At 41.0% G+C, this 18,743-nt stretch carries 18 protein-coding genes and 2 riboswitches; of the genes, 17 read left to right on the forward strand and 1 reads right to left on the reverse strand.

Going from position 1 to position 18,743, the window contains the following annotated elements; all coding sequences use genetic code 11:
• Positions 1-58 precede the first annotated feature (58 nt).
• From BR30_RS0127575 to BR30_RS0127610, 8 genes are all read left to right on the forward strand, one after another.
• Positions 59-2,446, forward strand: a complete 2,388-nt coding sequence (locus BR30_RS0127575; RefSeq protein ID WP_035446269.1) for a 3-hydroxyacyl-CoA dehydrogenase/enoyl-CoA hydratase family protein — start codon at positions 59-61, stop codon at positions 2,444-2,446.
• Positions 2,447-2,522: 76 nt separating this feature from the next.
• On the forward strand, positions 2,523-3,698 hold the full coding sequence (locus BR30_RS0127580; protein WP_026567852.1) for an acetyl-CoA C-acetyltransferase: 1,176 nt from the start codon (positions 2,523-2,525) through the stop codon (positions 3,696-3,698).
• A gap of 76 nt (positions 3,699-3,774) precedes the next feature.
• Positions 3,775-5,559, forward strand: a complete 1,785-nt coding sequence (locus BR30_RS0127585) for an acyl-CoA dehydrogenase family protein (protein ID WP_026567853.1) — start codon at positions 3,775-3,777, stop codon at positions 5,557-5,559.
• A 194-nt stretch (positions 5,560-5,753) separates the two neighbouring features.
• Positions 5,754-6,110, forward strand: a complete 357-nt coding sequence (locus BR30_RS0127590) for an arsenate reductase family protein (RefSeq protein WP_026567854.1) — start codon at positions 5,754-5,756, stop codon at positions 6,108-6,110.
• Between the two features lie 77 nt (positions 6,111-6,187).
• The gene (gcvH, locus tag BR30_RS0127595; protein WP_026567855.1) at positions 6,188-6,571 is read left to right on the forward strand and encodes a glycine cleavage system protein GcvH; all 384 of its coding nucleotides are present in this window, start codon (positions 6,188-6,190) and stop codon (positions 6,569-6,571) included.
• A gap of 107 nt (positions 6,572-6,678) precedes the next feature.
• On the forward strand, positions 6,679-6,918 hold the full coding sequence (locus BR30_RS0127600; protein ID WP_026567856.1) for a YusG family protein: 240 nt from the start codon (positions 6,679-6,681) through the stop codon (positions 6,916-6,918).
• Between the two features lie 142 nt (positions 6,919-7,060).
• A complete protein-coding gene (locus BR30_RS0127605) occupies positions 7,061-7,417 on the forward strand; it encodes a toprim domain-containing protein (RefSeq protein WP_026567857.1) in 357 nt (118 codons plus the stop codon).
• Between the two features lie 7 nt (positions 7,418-7,424).
• Positions 7,425-7,733 (forward strand): thioredoxin family protein, encoded by a 309-nt coding sequence (locus BR30_RS0127610; protein ID WP_026567858.1) that lies wholly within the window; start codon positions 7,425-7,427, stop codon positions 7,731-7,733.
• Positions 7,734-8,498: 765 nt separating this feature from the next.
• Here BR30_RS0127610 and BR30_RS0127615 read toward each other — a convergent pair.
• The gene (locus BR30_RS0127615) at positions 8,499-9,413 is read right to left on the reverse strand and encodes a nuclease-related domain-containing protein (RefSeq protein WP_026567859.1); all 915 of its coding nucleotides are present in this window, start codon (positions 9,411-9,413) and stop codon (positions 8,499-8,501) included.
• Between the two features lie 193 nt (positions 9,414-9,606).
• Here BR30_RS0127615 and BR30_RS0127620 point away from each other — a divergent pair, with 193 nt between their 5' ends.
• From BR30_RS0127620 to sufU, 9 genes are all read left to right on the forward strand, one after another.
• Complete coding sequence (locus tag BR30_RS0127620) at positions 9,607-10,011, forward strand: hypothetical protein (protein ID WP_026567860.1); 405 nt, start codon at positions 9,607-9,609, stop codon at positions 10,009-10,011.
• Positions 10,012-10,092: 81 nt separating this feature from the next.
• Positions 10,093-10,202: riboswitch (SAM riboswitch) on the forward strand.
• 68 nt (positions 10,203-10,270) lie between these two features.
• A complete protein-coding gene (locus tag BR30_RS0127625) occupies positions 10,271-11,587 on the forward strand; it encodes an O-acetylhomoserine aminocarboxypropyltransferase/cysteine synthase family protein (protein ID WP_026567861.1) in 1,317 nt (438 codons plus the stop codon).
• A gap of 120 nt (positions 11,588-11,707) precedes the next feature.
• Positions 11,708-11,817, forward strand: a riboswitch (SAM riboswitch).
• 169 nt (positions 11,818-11,986) lie between these two features.
• Positions 11,987-13,012: a methionine ABC transporter ATP-binding protein gene (locus BR30_RS0127635; RefSeq protein WP_026567862.1), complete on the forward strand. Its 1,026-nt coding sequence runs from the start codon at positions 11,987-11,989 to the stop codon at positions 13,010-13,012.
• Positions 13,013-13,046: 34 nt separating this feature from the next.
• The gene (locus BR30_RS0127640) at positions 13,047-13,676 is read left to right on the forward strand and encodes a methionine ABC transporter permease (RefSeq protein WP_051633834.1); all 630 of its coding nucleotides are present in this window, start codon (positions 13,047-13,049) and stop codon (positions 13,674-13,676) included.
• Positions 13,677-13,689: 13 nt separating this feature from the next.
• Complete coding sequence (metQ, locus tag BR30_RS0127645) at positions 13,690-14,535, forward strand: methionine ABC transporter substrate-binding lipoprotein MetQ (RefSeq protein ID WP_026567864.1); 846 nt, start codon at positions 13,690-13,692, stop codon at positions 14,533-14,535.
• A gap of 380 nt (positions 14,536-14,915) precedes the next feature.
• Positions 14,916-15,701 carry a Fe-S cluster assembly ATPase SufC gene (gene sufC, locus BR30_RS0127650; RefSeq protein WP_026567865.1) on the forward strand — a complete coding sequence of 262 codons (786 nt, stop codon included), beginning with the start codon at positions 14,916-14,918 and terminating at the stop codon, positions 15,699-15,701.
• A gap of 21 nt (positions 15,702-15,722) precedes the next feature.
• A complete protein-coding gene (gene sufD / locus BR30_RS0127655) occupies positions 15,723-17,033 on the forward strand; it encodes a Fe-S cluster assembly protein SufD (RefSeq protein WP_026567866.1) in 1,311 nt (436 codons plus the stop codon).
• Positions 17,033-18,262: a cysteine desulfurase gene (locus BR30_RS0127660; protein ID WP_026567867.1), complete on the forward strand. Its 1,230-nt coding sequence runs from the start codon at positions 17,033-17,035 to the stop codon at positions 18,260-18,262. The genes sufD and BR30_RS0127660 overlap by 1 nt, the downstream gene beginning before the upstream one ends.
• A complete protein-coding gene (sufU, locus tag BR30_RS0127665) occupies positions 18,252-18,689 on the forward strand; it encodes a Fe-S cluster assembly sulfur transfer protein SufU (RefSeq protein WP_026567868.1) in 438 nt (145 codons plus the stop codon). Before BR30_RS0127660 ends, sufU begins: the two co-directional genes overlap by 11 nt.
• The last annotated feature ends 54 nt before the right edge of the window (positions 18,690-18,743 follow it).

The following is an 18,743-nucleotide window of genomic DNA, read 5'->3' on the forward strand; positions in this document are numbered from 1 at the left end:
GAATTTTTTTTGACTAAAAAATGAATGAGTATTCATTCAAAGTTTGAAGGGGGAGACAATGTTGAACCAAGTAATTAAAAAAGCAGCTGTCCTAGGATCTGGAGTGATGGGGTCTGGAATTGCTGCCCATCTCGCAAATATCGGCATCCCGACACTATTATTAGATATCGTGCCAAGTGAACTTACCAAGGAAGAAGAAGCAAAAGGGCTGACACTAAAAGATAAACAAGTGCGCAATCGTATTAGTGCAACTTCCATCCAAAAATTATTGAAGCAAAAGCCTGCTCCACTCGCAGTGAAAAAGAATTTAGCTTTAATTGAAGCAGGCAATCTTGAGGATGATCTATTCAAACTGAAGGATGTTGACTGGGTCATTGAAGTGGTCGTTGAAAACCTTAGCGTCAAGAAACAAGTATTTGAAAAGGTTGACCAATATCGGAAACCGGGCAGTATTATTAGCTCCAATACATCAGGAATTTCAGTAGAAGCGATGGTCGAAGGCCGTTCTGAAGATTTCCAAAAGCATTTCCTTGGTACGCATTTTTTTAACCCGCCACGCTATTTGAAATTGCTTGAAGTGATTCCTACTCAATATACGTCTCCAGAAGTCCTTTCATTCATGAAAACTTTCGGTGAGGATGTTTTAGGAAAAGGTGTGGTGGTTGCAAAGGATACACCAAACTTTATTGCGAACCGGATTGGAACTTACGGACTTCTCGTAACTGTTCAGGAAATGCTAAAGGCGGGCCTAAGTGTCGGCGAAGTCGATTCGATCACTGGACCACTGATTGGCCGCGCAAAAAGTGCCACCTTCCGCACACTTGATGTAGTAGGCTTAGATACTTTCTATCATGTCGCTAATAACGTTTATGAAAAGGTCGAAGGCAAAGAAAAGGAAGTATTCGAAATCCCAGCCTTTTTGAAAGCGATGGTGGAAAAAGGCTGGCTTGGCAGCAAATCCGGTCAAGGCTTCTTTTTGAAAAAAGGCAAAGAAATTCTTGAGCTTGATCCAAATACATTAGAATATGGTCCGCGTAAAAAGCTGTCCACCCCTGCGGTTGAGTTGGCAAAGCAGGAAAAAGGGACGGCCAATAAATTGAAAGCGCTTGTATACGCCAATGACCGTGCAGGACAATTCTTATGGAATACGTTGGCACAGTCACTTGTATACTCTGCCCAGCTATTAGGCGAGATTGCTGAAGATATTGTTTCCATCGACCGAGCGATGAAATGGGGCTTTGGCTGGGAAACGGGTCCGTTTGAAACATGGGATGCGATCGGAGTTGAAAAGTCAGTTGCGAAAATGAAGGAAGCCGGCATTGAAGTCCCAGTATGGGTCACAGAAATGCTGGGAAAAGGACATTCATCTTTCTATCTAGAAGAGAACGGCGAATTGTTCTTCTATGATAACGGTCAATATCGTCTGGTCGAATTTAATCAGAAGGCACTCGACCTTAAAAAAATCAAGAACCAAAAAGGTGTCATTAAAAAGAACAGCGGAGCAAGTCTGATTGATATCGGTGATGGTGTTGCGCTGTTAGAATTCCATTCGCCTAACAATGCGATTGGACTTGATATCGTCCAAATGATTAACTATGCCGTTGAAGAAGTGGAGAAGAATTATAAGGGCCTTGTCATCGGGAACCAAGGAAAGAACTTCTGTGTCGGTGCCAATTTGGCGATGATGCTCATGGAAGTACAGGATGACAATATTTATGAACTCGATATGATTGTCCGTCATCTCCACAGTGCCCTGCTGAAAGTTAAATACAGCTCGAAGCCAGTAGTCGCTGCACCATTTGGCATGACGCTTGGAGGCGGGGCAGAGGTTTGCCTGCCAGCTGCACATATTCAAGCTTCAGCCGAAACGTATATGGGTCTGGTTGAAGTTGGTGTCGGCTTACTCCCAGGCGGCGGAGGAAACAAAGAGCTTTATATGAAGCACTTAGAAAACCTGCCAAACGGGGTGCCGTTCGATCTGCAAACGATCGCCAATAAAGTGTTTGAAACGATTGCCACTGCAAAAGTTTCTACATCTGCGGAAGAAGCTCGTGAAAATAATTTCTTAAGTAAGTCGGATGGAATCAGCTTCAATAGTGACCATCTGCTCTATGATGCGAAGCAGGCTGTTCTAGCGTTACATGACAAAGGATATAAGCCAAAGGTTCGCCATAAAGTTCCAGTTGTTGGTGAAACAGGCTATGCGACCTTGTTACTTGGTGCTGAAGCGATGCGCCTATCTGGTTATGTTTCAGAGCATGATTTAAAAATTGCTAAGAAAATTGCCTATGTCATTGCTGGCGGCAGGGTACCGTTTGGTACAGAGGTAGATGAGCAATATTTATTGGATCTCGAACGGCAAGCATTCTTAAGCCTCATCGCGGAGCCAAAATCACAGCAGCGCATGCAGCATATGCTTGTGAAGGGTAAACCGTTAAGAAACTAATGATCCAGGGCTCAACCGTCTTGAGCCCCGCTCGAAAAAATAGATTCATATTTTGAAAGAAAGTGAGGGAACTTACATGAGAGAAGCGGTAATCGTTGCCGGAGCAAGGACCCCAGTCGGAAAAGCAAAGAAAGGGTCGCTTGCCCATGTTCGCCCCGATGATTTAGGGGCATTGGTGGTAAAGGAAACATTAAAGCGTGCAGGAAACTATGAAGGAATTATTGATGATTTAATCATTGGCTGTGCCATGCCTGAGGCTGAGCAAGGCAACAATATGGCCCGCAATATCGGAGCCTTAGCTGGACTTCCATACACCGTTCCTGCAATCACAGTTAACCGTTTCTGTTCTTCAGGACTACAAGCAATCGCTTATGCCGCACAAGGAATCATGCTTGGCCATACCGATACGGCCATCGCTGGCGGTGCGGAATCGATGAGTATGATTCCAATGATGGGTCATGTCGTCCGTCCTAATATTAAACTAGCAGAGTCAGCGCCGCAATATTATATGGGCATGGGTCACACGGCCGAGCAAGTAGCGATGAAATATGGCATTTCCCGTGAGGATCAAGACGCTTTTGCAGTAAGAAGCCATCAAAAAGCCGCGAAAGCAATTGCTGAAGGAAAATTCGTCGATGAAATCGTCCCAGTTGACGTGACAATCCGGACCGTTGGCAATGACAACAAAATCGTTGAAAAAACGATTCAATTTTCAATAGATGAAGGTGTTCGTCCTGATACCAATCTAGAAACCTTAGGTAAACTCCGCCCAGCCTTCTCGGTGTCAGGCACCGTAACGGCTGGTAATGCCTCACAGACGAGTGACGGGGCGGCCGCACTGATGGTGATGGATCGTGAAAAAGCAGAGGCTCTTGGTCTTAAGCCTTTAGCAAAATTCAGATCGTTTGCGGTTGGAGGTGTTCCGCCTGAAATCATGGGTGTCGGTCCCGTTGTAGCGATTCCAAAGGCTGTCAAGTTAGCAGGTCTAGAATTATCAGATATTAATTTGTTCGAATTGAATGAAGCCTTTGCATCGCAATCACTGCAAGTCATTCGTGAACTAGGTCTAAACGAAGAAATTGTCAACGTCAATGGCGGTGCGATTGCCCTAGGACATCCACTTGGATGTACAGGTGCAAAATTAACACTCACATTGATTCACGAATTAAAACGACGCAACCAACAATTTGGTGTGGTAACAATGTGTATTGGCGGCGGAATGGGTGCGGCTGGAGTATTTGAATTACTGTAATTGTCCCATGCATATAAATTTTAGAAAGGGTCTGCTATGCTGCCCCTTTCTAATAAATGATTAGGAGGAATAGGTAATGACAAACCAAACAGAAAAAGTCATTAAAGGCGGAAGCTTTCTAATAGAAGATATTTCATATGAGCGACTATTTACACCCGAGGATTTTACTGAAGAGCATTTGATGATTGCGAAAACGGCAGAAGATTTTGTAGAAAAAGAAGTGGTGCCGCAACTGGAACATTTAGAAAATCATGAGTTTGATCGTACGGTAAAACTCCTTAAAAAAGCAGGAGAGCTTGGCCTTTTAGCGGTAGATGTACCTGAGGAATATGAAGGCTTAGCCTTAGATAAAGTTACCTCCTCTCTTCTGACCGAGAAAATGGCTGGAGGCGGCGGCTTCTCCCTTTCACACGGAGCACACGTCGGAATCGGATCCTTGCCAATCGTGTTATTCGGAAACGAGGACCAAAAGCGCAGATACTTACCTGCTCTTGCCTCAGGTGAAAAACTTGCTGCGTATGCCTTAACAGAACCAGGATCAGGTTCGGATGCACTTGGCGCCAGAACAACAGCGAAATTAAATACAGCAGGTACTCATTATATCCTAAACGGGGAAAAACAGTGGATTACCAATGCTGGCTTTGCTGATGTATTCGTTGTGTATGCCAAAATCAATGGCGAGCAATTTACTGCGTTCATCGTTGATAAAGATCTCCCAGGCGTTTCTACTGGGGCAGAAGAAAAGAAAATGGGCATTAAGAGTTCTTCCACTCGGACGCTTATTTTAGAAGATGTTCCTGTTCCTGTTGAAAACTTACTAGGAGAAATTGGTAAGGGTCATGTAATTGCCTTTAATATCTTAAATATTGGTCGTTATAAGTTGGCGGTTGGAAGTGTCGGTGGTTCTAAAAAAGCATTCGAACTAACCGTTAAATATGCAAATGGCCGTCAGCAATTCAAAACACCGATTTCGCAATTCAATTTAACAAAAGAAAAATTCGGTACGCTAGCCTCTGAAATTTATGCGGCTGAAAGCTCGGTTTACCGTACGATTGGTCTCTACGAAGATAATCAAGGAAAACTGACAACTGAGCAAGAAAAGGACATTAAACTAGTCGCGAATTCGATTGCCGAATATGCGATTGAATGTTCTCTTAATAAATTCTTCGCCAGTGAAGTATTAGCCCATGTAACAGATGAAGGCGTTCAAATTCATGGTGGATACGGCTTCATGCAGGAGTATCCAATTGAAAGAGCGTATCGTGACGCACGGATCCAACGTATTTTTGAAGGAACCAATGAAATTAACCGTTTGCTGGTGCCCGGCACCTTATTGAAAAAAGCCTTTAAGGGTGAGCTTCCATTATTCCAAAAAGCGCTGGCCCTGCAAGAGGAATTAATGATGTTAATGCCAGAAGAGCCTGGTGACGAGCCGCTTGCACAAGAAAAATATCTTGTGAGAAATGCGAAGAAAATCGCTCTATTAGCTGCTGGACTAGCGGCCCAAAAATATGGCAAAGCACTAGAAAAAGAGCAAGAAGTGTTAGCCAATATCGCGGACCTTATTTCAAACGTGTATGCAATGGAATCTGTTGTGTTACGAACTGAGAAAGCGATTGCGAAAACTGGTTTAGATAAGAACAAGCAAAAACTTCTGTATACACAAATCTATTGCCAAGAAGCTTTCAATCAACTTGAAGCGATTGCAAAAGAAACATTAGTCGCAGTTGAACAGGGCGATACTCTTCGGATGATGTTATCGTCACTTCGTAAATTTACACGTCATACCCCGATTAATGTGATAGCGAAAAAACGTGAAGCAGCCGATGTTATCATCGAAGCAGAGCGCTATATCGTATAATGAAAATGGGCTCCCTTTCGATTAGAAAGGGAGCCTAAATTTTTATAGTAAAATAGGAAGGAATTTTGAAAAATTAGTCGAATTTTTTTAAGTGGAACATATTTTTTGCATTAGGATTTTGAAAAACGTTATGATAATATTCAAGTGACGTTTAGAAAAGTCAAAGATTTTTACGGGAAAGGGCGGTGAAATGAATGTCACTGACTTTTTATTGGTATCCGAAATGCGGCACCTGTCGAAACGCGAAGAAATGGCTGGATGCCCATCATCTTTCCTATGAAGAAGTACATATTGTGGAACATCCTCCAAGTCGTGAGGTGTTGCAGGATCTTTATCAAAAAAGCGGACTGGAATTAAAGAAATTCTTTAATACAAGTGGTATGAAATACCGTGAATTAGGTATAAAGGATAAAATGAAGTCTGCAACAGAGGAAGAACTGCTCGGATTACTTGCTTCCGATGGCATGTTAATCAAACGCCCAATTTTAACGGATGGCGAGCGTGTCACCGTAGGCTTTAAAGAAGAAGAGTTTGAAAAAATGTGGCGATAAGCCGGCTCTTCATCACAATGGAAATCGATTTATTTCGATGATAGATTTTTTAGAAAAAACAATGGAGGGATTTAGCGATGAGTACACCAAAAGAATTACGTTATTCAGAAGAACATGAATGGGTAAAGGTTGAAGGAGAAAAAGTCCGCGTTGGGATTACTGCTTTTGCACAGCATGAACTAGGAGATATCGTTTTTGTTGAGCTTCCAGAAGTGGGCGATGAAGTAACTGCCGATGAACCATTTGGTAGTGTAGAATCTGTAAAAACTGTTTCTGAGCTTTATGCACCTGTTAGCGGTAAAGTCGTGGAAGTGAATGAAGATTTAAGCGACAGCCCTGAATTTGTTAACGAATCACCATATGAAAAAGCATGGATGATTGTGATTGAACTATCTGACAGCAGCGAACTTGATAAGCTTATGACTGCTGAACAATATGAAGAAATGATCAAAGAAGACTAATTACTAGGGAAAGGCACCTTGTCAAGGTGCTTTTTCTCTTAAATTCCCACTTTTTCTTCTACTATTTTTGGGAAACTTATAATAAATATATTGAAGAGGGTGGGAGCGTGACATTAAAGCAGCAGAGAATAGACGTAACCGATCGGGTCATTGGCAAAATGAAAAATGGAGAAATGGAATTGTTTCTTGATAATACGCCAATTGGAAAAATGAAACTGACAGATCACATGCAAGTGGAATTAGAGCATCATTTTGAAGTGGAACAGCAGAAGATCTATCAACATGTGACGACAACTGAAGGCTTGGATGCTAAGTATACGGATTGTGATGAGGGCGGCTGGTGCTAGCTGAGTAACTTGAGCCTATAGTCACAGGCCTATTTTTTCAAAAGACAATAATGATAAGGTTAACATAGTCAGAAGAAGGCACACGTAATCAATATTTTAGAATATGTTAACATAAAACAACTTCTAATACAGGTGATGGATGATGAATGATTCGTATGTTGACAAAGTTCTTATTGTCGAAGGAAAGTCGGATAAAAATAAGGTAAAAAAAATCGTGAAGGAACCCGTTGAAATCATATGTACAAATGGGACCATCAGTATTACAAAATTAGATGAGTTGATTGATTTCCTTGAAGATAAGGATGTCTATATTCTTGTCGATGCTGACTTCTCTGGTGAGAAACTTCGCAAGCAATTAAAGCGCGAGTTGCCGCAAGCCGAACATTTATATATTGACCGGATGTATCGAGAGGTAGCGACCGCACCAGTTCACCACTTAGCCACCGTACTATTAGGTGCAAATATTGATGTGCATACTGAATTTTTAGAAATGGGTTAAACGATAAATGAACGAATGGAATCGAAGCGAATTAACTGCCTTTCTTGAAAGGGAGGCAAATGGATTAGTGTATTTCTATACACCAATGTGCGGGACCTGTCAGGTAGCTTCAAAAATGCTCCAGGTCATCGAGGCACTAGTAGAGGTAGATATGGGTAAAATGAACCTAAACTTCTATCCGGACCTTGCTAGGGAATATGAAATTGAAAGTGTTCCTTGCCTGTTATTGGTCGAGGCTGGAGAGGTAAAAGAAACACTCTACGCCTTCCACTCCGTACCTTTTTTACTTGATAAAATAAAACAGTATTTACTATAAGAGCAGATGCACGTGTGCATCTGTTTTTAAGTGTTTTGAAATTATGAACGGTCACTGTGAAGAGTCCAGAGTGCCCGTCGAGGTGAAAAAAGAGCAGCAATGGGCACTGTGAAGAGTGCAGAGTGCCCGTCGAGGCGAAAAAAGAGCAGCAATGGGCACTGTGAAGAGTGCAGAGTGCCCGTCGAGGTGAAAAAAGAGTAGCAATGGGCACTGTGAAGAGTCCAGAGTGCCCGTCGAGGTGAAAAAAGAGTAGCAATGGGCACTGTGAAGAGTGCAGAGTGCCCGTCGAGGTGAAAAAAGAGCATCAATGGTCACTGTGAAGAGTGCAGAGTGCCCGTCGAGGTGAAAAAAGAGTAGCAATGGGCACTGTGAAGAGTGCAGAGTGCCCGTCGAGGTGAAAAAAGAGCATCAATGGTCACTGTGAAGAGTGCAGAGTGCCCGTCGAGGTGAAAAAAGAGTAGCAATGGGCACTGTGAAGAGTCCAGAGTGCCCGTCGAGGCGAAAAAAGAGCAGCAATGGGCACTGTGAAGAGTGCAGAGTGCCTGTCAAGGTGAAAAAAGAGCAGCAACAGGCACTGTGAAGAGTGCAGAGTGCCCGTCGAGGTGAAAAAAGAGCATCAATGGGCACTGTGAAGAGTCCAGAGTGCCCGTCGAGGTGAAAAAAGAGCAGCAATGGGCCTGTGGAGCATTCAGAGTGCCCATCAAGGTGAAAAAAGAGCAGCAACAGGCACTGTGAAGAGTGGCACTATTGTTAAAGATGTAGTCCCTAATCCTCCAAACAAATAAAAGCAAATTCCTTCTTACCCTCAACACTATAATTTTGTTTTAAAATCCTTCTAATTGTTTTTTTAGAATCAACTACACTACACCATTCTTGAACTAAAATGGTGGTAATTTTCAGATCAGGAAACAGCAGTTTAATTTCTTGCACACCTCTTAAAACAGCGAAATCGACCAACTCCTCGCACCCACACTCCTTACAAATAACCTTATAACCTTTAACATACAACAAAAACGAATAACATCTTTTACATGAAAGTCCCTTTCTAAGCTGCCCATATGTATAAGGTGGCACCCTATCATAGGGTAATTCAATTTGATGCAATGAAGCCAATTTTTCGGCTAGCTTCATATGCCGATTATTGAGGTTTGAGGAAAGCATGTTCAGGTTTTTCATTAAGCGATTGAGTTGATTTGGATAAATAATGGGTTCATTAAGGGGGGCTTGATAACTCGTAAATTGGGGATTGATAAAGACTACATAGGACTCAATAGGAATGCGGTGCCCAAGGTTTTCTAACAGCTGGCGGAGTAAGGATTCACTTCGTTGTAATTGGAGGAGGGGATTTTTGTATTCCTTTTTGGGTAGTGCGTAGAATCGGTCACCTTCAAAGTAAAAATCTCCTTCGAAATTTTTTACTTCAAATAGGTTAATCTTTTCTTGGAAAATAATCGTAGAATCTAATTGGAATTTACTATTGTTAGCTTCGAGTAACAGATCGTTTAGAATAAAACTTGGACACTGAAGCTTCTCAGTCAATGCATCAAACATAACCTCACCCTCATACCCCTTCACAAGATTATGATAGCGCTGTTTCTCTTTACTTGTTAATTTCATTCGCAAATTTAAAGATCTTAAAATTTTTATTTCATCCGATTCAATCCGAGGTTTAAAACTCATAACACACACATCCTTTTTATCTAGAATAAATTAATTTTACAGAATTCCTCCCCCTTCAATAGCAACCAGTTATGACTAAATTCCAACACTTTCCAAAAAACACCCTCCATCCGACATATTTCTCAGGAAATTTCTTAACCCTGCTCTTCCAGAGTAGATAATTGTCGACCAATTTAAAGAGGATTTCAAGGCTATGTCCTGTATAGTAAATATAAGAGCGAAGACCGGAGTGGTGGAAATGATAGAGGAATTGAAAACCTTTCAATTAGCAATCAAGCAGCAAGGGCATTTACTGCCGTTACTTGAGCATATTCATACAAGAGTGAATTTAATTTGTGAACAAAATACCTATCAAATCTTCATGAAGGATAGGGAAATTTTCATCCTCCATGATAGCAATGAGACTCAAACAATACCTGAGATTCATGGGAACCTTCATGCCATGAAGCAGCTACTTACAGGGAAGGAAAGGTTACGAGCTCTTGAACGTAACGGCCAACTTAGAATATCTGCCCCAGTACGCACTACATTATTGCTAGAATCTATCTTCTATTTGACAAAAGCTCAAGACGATTATGCGAAAATTACAAATTTTTAATCAAACCTATTGACTCGGAATTAAAATTTAGTTACATTGTTATTAGAATATTTATCCAATTAACACAAAATAATCTATACATTCTTATCGAGAGTGGCGGAGGGACTGGCCCTTTGATGCCCAGCAACCGGTTTACTACATAATAACACGGTGCTAAATCCAGCAGAGCAGTCAGCTCTGGAAGATGAGAAGAGTGAACCCCCTCTTCTCTGAAGTGGGGGTTTTTGTATGGTGAGTTGTAAAAAAAGGAGGAAGCAAGATGAGTGAAAATCAAAAGAAATATCGTTTTGAAACATTAAGTGTCCATGGTGGCTTAACTCCAGATCCGGTAACAGGGGCTCGCGCTGTTCCGATTTACCAAAACAATGCTTATCAATTTAAGAATACTGAGCATGCTGCAAACCTCTTTAGCTTAGCTGAAACTGGATACATATACACTCGAATACACAACCCAACGACCACTGTATTTGAAGAAAGAGTCGCATTATTAGAAGGCGGTGTTGGTGCCCTAGCAGTTGCGAGCGGAATGGCCGCTATTACTCTTGCCATTTTAAATATTGCTGAGGCTGGTGATGAAATTGTTTCGGCTTCCAATCTCTATGGCGGCACCTATAATTTATTTGCAGTGACCCTTCCGAAATATGGAATTAACGTGAAATTTGTTGATCCAGAAAATCCAGAAAACTTCCGCAAAGCGATCACTGCCAAAACAAAAGCCGTTTTTGCAGAAACGATTGGTAATCCAAGCCTGCGCATCCTCGATATTGAAAAAGTAGCTGAAATTGCCCATGAATCAGGTGTTCCACTAATCGTTGACAATACCTTTGCCACTCCATACCTTTGCCGGCCAATTGAACATGGGGCCGATATTGTCATTCATTCTGCTACGAAGTGGTTATTAGGGAACGGAACGACGACGGGGGGTATTATTGTTGATGGCGGTAAATTTGATTGGAATTCTCCAAGATTTCCAGGATTTACAACACCAGATGCAAGCTACCATCATCTGGTCTATGCAGAAGCATTAGGCGCAGTCGCTTATATTATTAAAGCTCGTGTCCAATTGCTGCGTGACCTAGGACCGGCATTAAGTCCGCAAAATTCCTTCCAGTTTGTCCTTGGTCTTGAAACACTGCATGTCCGCATGAAAGAGCATGTCGCGAATACTAAAGAAGTGGTAGAATACTTGTCCAACCACCCTGCCGTAGAATGGGTTTCCTATCCTGGCCATCCATCCCATCCCGATCATGAACTCGCTAAAAAGTATTTACCAAAAGGTGCGGGCTCGATGGTGGTATTCGGAATTAAAGGCGGGAAAGAAGCAGGGGCTAAATTAATTGATTCCATCACACTTTGGGCGCATGTGGCCAATGTAGGTGATGCCAAAAGTTTAATTATTCATCCGGCTAGCACCACTCACCAGCAATTAGATGCCGATGGCCTAATAGCTGCTGGTGTAACGGAGGATTTAATACGCCTATCCATCGGGATCGAGAATGTAGAAGATCTTATTGAAGACCTAGAATCTGGGATTGTTTCGGCAACTGGTTTAACTTCATTAAACGTTAATGCCTAAAACTTATTTTTCCGATATGAAGTTATTTTCATTGACACCCCTTTTTATCCGTGATACGATAACTTTTGTAATATAGTTACTTAAATAAATTAACGTTTTAATTGAATATAGGAATTGATACTCTTATCAAGAGAGGTGGAGGGATGTGCCCGATGAAGCCCGGCAACCGTCAATATTTATTATTGAAACGGTGCCAATTCACACAAAGCGTTTGCTTTGGAAGATGGGAGAAAGGATTATTATTTATGATGCCTTTCTGCCTGCGCAGAAAGGCTTTTTATTTTGATAAAATAGAATCTTTTCGTTAAAAAAGTCAAACCCTATATTTGAATAAATGGTATATTACAAGAAAAATCTTTCAGAATTTTAAGATAAATTGGATAAAAAGCAGGTGATACAATGATTTCTATTAAAAGTGTTCAGAAAATTTTTCCTTCTAAACAAGGGCAGCTACGAGCCGTTGATGATGTAAACCTTGAAATTCAAGAGGGTGAAATTTTCGGGGTAATTGGATACAGCGGCGCTGGTAAAAGTACATTGATCAGAATGTTAAATGGGTTGGAACTGCCAACTAGTGGAACTGTAACAGTTGCTGGCCGAGTGGTTTCAAAAATCAAAGGTGCTGAACTTCGAAAAGCTCGGCAAGAGATCAGTATGATTTTTCAGCACTTTAATCTACTGTGGTCAAGAACCGTAAGTGAAAATATTGCTTTCCCCTTAGAAATTGCAGGGATCAAAGGCCCTGAGCGCCAAAAAAGAGTAAGTGAACTAATTAAATTAGTCGGTCTGGAAGGAAGAGAAAATGCTTATCCTTCCCAGTTAAGCGGCGGGCAAAAGCAACGTGTTGGGATTGCCAGGGCGCTTGCCAATAATCCGAAAGTACTTCTTTGTGATGAAGCTACTTCTGCCCTCGACCCACAAACTACAGATTCTATTTTGGAGTTGTTAGTTGATATTAATAAAAGGCTCGGTCTGACCATTGTTCTCATTACCCATGAAATGCATGTAATCCGCAAGATTTGTCACCGGGTTGCCGTCATGGAAAGTGGAAGGGTCGTCGAACTTGGACAAGTATTAGATGTATTCAAAAATCCACAGCAGTCGATTACGAAACGATTTGTCCAGCAGGTGACCGAACCAGAAGAAACGAAAGAGACAGCAGAACATTTAATTGAACGTTATCGTTCCGGTCAAATTGTTCAATTAACTTTTATCGGGGAATCAGTTGAACAGCCGATCATTACAAATGTAATTCGCCATCATAACGTGACCGTTAATATCTTGCAAGGTAAGATTTCCCAAACCCAAAGCGGATCCTATGGAACCCTATTCATTCATATTGATGGGGACGAAGCAGAGGTCAATCAAGCAGTCGACTTTATTCGTTCACAGCAAGTAGGAGTGGAGGTGGTTACAAGTGAATAGTAAACCGTATTTCGAAGATTTTGATTGGCCGGCGATGTGGGAAGCAACTAGACAAACTCTTTATATGACAGGGATTTCCGTTGTTGCCACATTTATTCTGGGTATCCTGCTAGGATTGTTGTTATTCCTTACTTCAAAAGGAAGCCTGTGGAGTAATAAACCCATTAATGTCGTCATTAGCGGCGTGGTGAATATATTCCGTTCCATTCCATTTATTATTTTAATTGTATTATTAATCCCGTTTACAACGATACTTTTTCGAACCATGATTGGCGAAAATGCCGCATTGCCAGCATTGATTATTGGTGCCGCACCATTTTATGCAAGGATGGTGGAAATTGGCCTCCGGGAAATTGATAAAGGCGTTATTGAGGCAGCAAAGTCAATGGGTGCCACAACTGGTACGATCATTTGGAAGGTTCTTTTACCAGAATCGATGCCAGCGCTGGTCTCTGGAATAACCGTAACCGCGATTGCTCTTGTTGGTTACACAGCAATGGCAGGTGTAATTGGAGCAGGAGGATTAGGAAATCTTGCCTACCTCCAAGGATTTCAACGCAACCAGAACGATGTAACCTTAGTCGCAACCATCATCATTTTAATTATTGTGTTTATCATTCAGTTTATCGGTGATTTTATCACTTCAAAATTAGATAAAAGATAAAGGAGAGGTCAAAATGAAAAAATTATTAAGTTTATTATTAGCCTTATCAATCATGTTTGTTGTCGCAGCTTGTGGCAAGTCAGAGGAAAAATCAGAAGGTACAACAACTGGTAAAGAAGCAGAAACTACAAAATTAGTAGTTGGAGCATCTAACGTTCCCCATGCTGAAATCCTTGAAAAAGCAAAACCACTTTTAAAAGAAAAAGGCATTGACTTAGAAATCAAAACATTCCAAGATTATGTATTACCAAACAAAGCATTAGCGTCAAAAGAACTTGATGCAAACTATTTCCAACACATTCCATACCTAGAATCTCAAAATAAAGAAAATGGTTATGGCTTTGTTAATGCTGGCGGTATCCATATCGAGCCAATTGGTGTTTATTCTAAAAAATACAAAAAGCTAAGTGATCTTCCAAAAGGTGCACACTTAATCATGAGTAACTCTGTAGCTGACCACGGCCGTCTTCTTTCTTTACTTGAAAAAGAAGGAGTTATCAAATTAAAAGAAGGCATTGATAAAACAAAAGCAGAATTGAAAGATGTTGTTGAAAATCCTAAAAACATAAAGTTTGATACAAATTATGAAGCAGCTTTACTGCCAAAAATCTATAACAATGGCGAAGGCGATGCTGTACTTATCAATTCTAACTATGCGATTGATGCTGGCTTAAACCCTGTTAAAGATTCCATTGCCATTGAAGACAAAGAATCACCATATGTAAACGTGATTGCTGTCCGTAAAGGTGATGAAAATAAAGAATCAATTAAAGCATTAGTTGAAGTTCTGCATTCAAAAGAAATTCAAGACTTCATTCTTGAACAATACAAAGGTGCCGTTGTACCGGTTTCTGAGTAATTTATAATTAGGAAGAAAGTCAGTGTGGAAACACTGGCTTTTTCTATGCCGTTGTCTAAAGCGTTATACATTTATACGGTTTCATTGGGTAAAAATAGAAAGACCATTAGAACCGAATTCCATTGGCAAAAAGTAAAAAAATGAGGTATGATTTTACTCGAGTCTATTTTCCTTATATAGGATTAATCAGAATTTTCATTAAAAACACCTTTTCATTCTCATTTGGTACTAGCTTAATGAAAATAGATGCTATGTTTTTACTGTTTTAGAGTTGCTAATACATTTCATTTGTTATAAGATTGGAATGAGAATAAAATGAGAATAGGGTTATCAAATTACCCAATTACATGATACAACACTTTCTCTTTGGAGGTATAGATATGGCTGGATCAACGTTAACGATCAAAGATTTACATGTAGCAATTGATGGGAAAGAAATTTTAAAAGGTGTGAACCTTGAAATAAAGGGTGGAGAAATTCACGCTATCATGGGTCCAAATGGAACGGGTAAATCTACTTTATCTTCTGCCATTATGGGCCATCCAAAATATGAAGTAACAAGCGGATCTATCACTCTAGATGGACAAAATGTTCTTGAAATGGAAGTAGATGAGCGCGCACGAGCTGGACTATTCCTTGCTATGCAATATCCAAGTGAAATCAACGGCGTGACTAATGCCGATTTTTTACGTTCAGCACTGAATAGCCGCCTTGGTGAAGGAAATGAAATTTCATTGATGAAGTTTATCCGTAAAATGGATAAGCAAATGGAATTCCTTGAAATGGACCTTGATATGGCGCAACGTTATTTAAACGAAGGTTTCTCCGGCGGTGAGAAAAAACGTAACGAGATTTTGCAATTAATGATGTTAGAACCAAAAATTGCAATCCTAGATGAAATTGACTCCGGACTTGATATCGATGCCCTAAAAGTAGTATCAAAAGGAATCAATGAAATGCGCGGCGAAGATTTCGGCTGCTTAGTGATTACACACTATCAACGTCTTTTAAACTATATCACTCCAGACCATGTGCATGTAATGATGCAGGGCCGTGTTGTAAAATCAGGCGGACCTGAACTAGCACAACGCTTAGAAGCTGAAGGATATGACTGGATCAAACAAGAACTTGGAATTGAAGATGAAACAGTTGGGCAAGAAGCGTAAGAGAGGGTTAGGAGGATTACAATGACAACAGAAATCAAATTATCATTTGATCAGGAAAATGTTCGCTCTTTTTCAAAAGAAACAAGCGAGCCTGCTTGGTTCGAGGAGCTCCGTCTTAAGGCATTAGCTGATTTTGAGCAGCTTCCAATGCCAAGACCTGATAAAACAAAGATTGATAAATGGAACTTCACTCAGTTCACTCAACATACAGTATCAAGTGCTCCCATCACTTCTCTTGCTGAATTACCAGAAGAAGTAAAAGCATTAATTGACATGGAAGCCGAAAATAAAAATTTATATATTCAACGAAATCAAACTCCGGCTTTTTTATCTTTATCTGAAGAACTAAAAAGCCAAGGTGTTATTTTTACAGATATTTTTACCGCTGCTAAAGAACATGGTGACGTCCTGAAAAAGTATTATCTTACTCAGGCAATCAATGCCGATGAACATCGCTTAACAGCCCTAAATGCGGCCCTAGTTAATGGAGGAGTTTTCGTATACATTCCGAAAAATGTAGTAGTCTCTGAACCCATTCAAGCAGTGTTTGTTCAGGATGATGCCGAGGCGAATTTGTTTAACCATGTAATTGTTGTTGCTGAGGATAATAGTGCGGTGACATATGTTGAAAACTACATTTCCACAGTGGAAACATCTAATGCATTAGTTAATATTTTGACTGAAGTAATTGCGAATGTTAACGCAAGCGTACGTTACGGTGCTGTTGATACTTTGGCTAAGGGTATTACTACGTATGTAAATCGTCGCGGCGTTGCTGGCAGAGATTCTAAAATTGAATGGGCCCTTGGTTTAATGAATGAAGGGAATACCATTTCAGAAAATACAACAAACCTTCTAGGCGATGGTTCGACTGGCGATACAAAAACGGTGGTTGTCGGACGTGGTGATCAAACGCAGAACTTTACCACAAAGGTAGTTCACTTCGGAAAACATACCGTAGGAAATATCTTAAATCATGGTGTTGTGAAGGAAAGTGCTACAACGATTTTTAATGGAATCGGCAAAATTGAGCATGGTGCATCTAAATCGGATGCAGAACAAACATCACGTGTGCTTATGTTAAGCGAAAAAGCACGTGGCGACGCCAACCCAATTCTTTTAATTGATGAAGATGATGTCGTGGCTGGTCACGCAGCATCCGTAGGCCGTGTAGACCCACTTCAACTGTACTACATGATGAGCCGCGGAATTCGTAAAGAAGAAGCAGAGCGCTTAGTCATTCATGGATTCTTGGCACCAGTTGTCAATCAGCTTCCAGTTGAAGGAGTAAAGAAACAATTAACTGAAGTAATTGAAAGGAAAGTACGCTAATGAATATCGGGGATATTCGCGCACAATTTCCAATCTTAAATCAAGAAGTCAATGGGAAGCCATTAGTATACTTGGATAGTTCTGCCACATCTCAAAAACCCATCCAAGTAATCGAGGCGATTGAAAAATATTATCGTGAAATCAATTCCAATGTCCATCGTGGTGTGCATACACTAGGAACAAGAGCAACTGATGCTTACGAAGGTGCCAGGGAAAAGGTTCGTAAGTTTATCAATGCCAAGTCTATTCAAGAAGTGATTTTTACAAGAGGAACAACAACCTCTCTTAATACCGTAGCTGCAAGTTATGCGGGGGCGAATTTAAAAGCAGGCGATGAAATCGTCATTACGTATATGGAGCACCACAGTAATATCATTCCGTGGCAGCAAGTGGCGAGACGGACCGGTGCTCAGTTGAAATACATTCCATTACAAGAAGATGGAACCATTTCACTTGATGACGTTCGTGCAACGATTACTACAAACACGAAAGTCGTTTCTGTTATGCAAGTATCCAACGTCCTTGGCGTCATTAATCCTGTGAAAGAGATTGCGCAAATTGCCCATGAAAACGGAGCAATTATGGTAGTCGACGGGGCGCAAAGCGCGCCGCATATGAAGATTGATGTTCAAGATTTAGATTGTGATTTTCTTGCTTTTTCAGGACATAAAATGTGCGGTCCTACCGGCATTGGTGTACTTTATGGAAAAAAACATCTGCTCGAAAACATGGAACCCATCGAATTCGGCGGCGAAATGATTGATTTCGTGCAATTGTACGAATCAACATGGAAAGAACTGCCGTGGAAGTTCGAAGGCGGTACACCAATCATTGCTGGGGCCATTGGTCTTGGTGCAGCCATCGACTTTTTAAATGAAGTGGGCTTAGACCAGATTGCCGAGCATGAACATAAACTTGCGGCTTATGCTTTAGAAAAAATGGCAACAGTTGAGGGAATGACCATTTATGGTCCACTTGACCCAGCGAAGCGGGCAGGACTAGTCACCTTTAATATCAGTGATGTTCATCCTCATGATGTGGCAACTGTTCTAGATGCAGAAGGAATTGCGGTTCGTGCTGGACATCATTGCGCCCAGCCGCTAATGAGATGGCTAAAAGCCTCTGCAACTGCTCGTGCCAGTTTTTACCTGTATAATACAGAAGATGATATAGATAAACTTGTTGAAGGACTTGTTAAAACAAAGGAGTATTTCAGCGATGTCTTCTAATTTAGATAATCTTTACCGTCGGGTGATAATGGACCATTATAAAAATCCACGTAATCGTGGCGTTTTAGATGATGGCAGTCTGACGATTAATATGAATAACCCTACATGTGGGGACCGGATTCAATTGACCCTTAAAGTGGTTGATGGAATCGTGGTTGACGCAAAGCAAGAAGGCGAAGGCTGTTCTATTTCCATGTCATCCGCTTCAATGATGACTCAGGCGATTAAGGGGAAAACGATTGAAGAAGCGTTAAAGCTATCAACAATCTTTTCTGACATGATGCAAGGCAAAGAGTATGACGAAGATATCGATTTAGGTGATATCGAGGCACTTCAAGGGGTTGCCAAATTCCCGGCCCGCATCAAATGTGCGACATTAGCTTGGAAAGCCATGGAAAAGGGATTGAAAGAAGAGGAAAAAGAATAGGATGAAATAGGGCGTTTTTAGGCCTTATTCGTTTAAGAAATGGAGGAACACGAC

Source organism: Bacillus sp. UNC41MFS5 (genome assembly GCF_000686805.1).

Bases quoted from the DNA above. Each gene is read 5' to 3' on its own strand.
- BR30_RS0127615 (WP_026567859.1), bottom strand. From the start codon at position 9,413: ATGAGTTTTAAACCTCGGATTGAATCGGATGAAATAAAAATTTTAAGA.
- sufC (WP_026567865.1), top strand. From the start codon at position 14,916: ATGGCTGGATCAACGTTAACGATCAAAGATTTACATGTAGCAATTGAT.
- BR30_RS0127605 (WP_026567857.1), top strand. From the start codon at position 7,061: ATGAATGATTCGTATGTTGACAAAGTTCTTATTGTCGAAGGAAAGTCG.
- metQ (WP_026567864.1), top strand. From the start codon at position 13,690: ATGAAAAAATTATTAAGTTTATTATTAGCCTTATCAATCATGTTTGTT.
- BR30_RS0127620 (WP_026567860.1), top strand. From the start codon at position 9,607: ATGTCCTGTATAGTAAATATAAGAGCGAAGACCGGAGTGGTGGAAATG.
- BR30_RS0127585 (WP_026567853.1), top strand. From the start codon at position 3,775: ATGACAAACCAAACAGAAAAAGTCATTAAAGGCGGAAGCTTTCTAATA.
- BR30_RS0127575 (WP_035446269.1), top strand. From the start codon at position 59: ATGTTGAACCAAGTAATTAAAAAAGCAGCTGTCCTAGGATCTGGAGTG.
- BR30_RS0127580 (WP_026567852.1), top strand. From the start codon at position 2,523: ATGAGAGAAGCGGTAATCGTTGCCGGAGCAAGGACCCCAGTCGGAAAA.
- sufD (WP_026567866.1), top strand. From the start codon at position 15,723: ATGACAACAGAAATCAAATTATCATTTGATCAGGAAAATGTTCGCTCT.
- sufU (WP_026567868.1), top strand. From the start codon at position 18,252: ATGTCTTCTAATTTAGATAATCTTTACCGTCGGGTGATAATGGACCAT.
- gcvH (WP_026567855.1), top strand. From the start codon at position 6,188: ATGAGTACACCAAAAGAATTACGTTATTCAGAAGAACATGAATGGGTA.
- BR30_RS0127590 (WP_026567854.1), top strand. From the start codon at position 5,754: ATGTCACTGACTTTTTATTGGTATCCGAAATGCGGCACCTGTCGAAAC.
- BR30_RS0127660 (WP_026567867.1), top strand. From the start codon at position 17,033: ATGAATATCGGGGATATTCGCGCACAATTTCCAATCTTAAATCAAGAA.
- BR30_RS0127635 (WP_026567862.1), top strand. From the start codon at position 11,987: ATGATTTCTATTAAAAGTGTTCAGAAAATTTTTCCTTCTAAACAAGGG.
- BR30_RS0127625 (WP_026567861.1), top strand. From the start codon at position 10,271: ATGAGTGAAAATCAAAAGAAATATCGTTTTGAAACATTAAGTGTCCAT.
- BR30_RS0127640 (WP_051633834.1), top strand. From the start codon at position 13,047: ATGTGGGAAGCAACTAGACAAACTCTTTATATGACAGGGATTTCCGTT.
- BR30_RS0127610 (WP_026567858.1), top strand. From the start codon at position 7,425: ATGAACGAATGGAATCGAAGCGAATTAACTGCCTTTCTTGAAAGGGAG.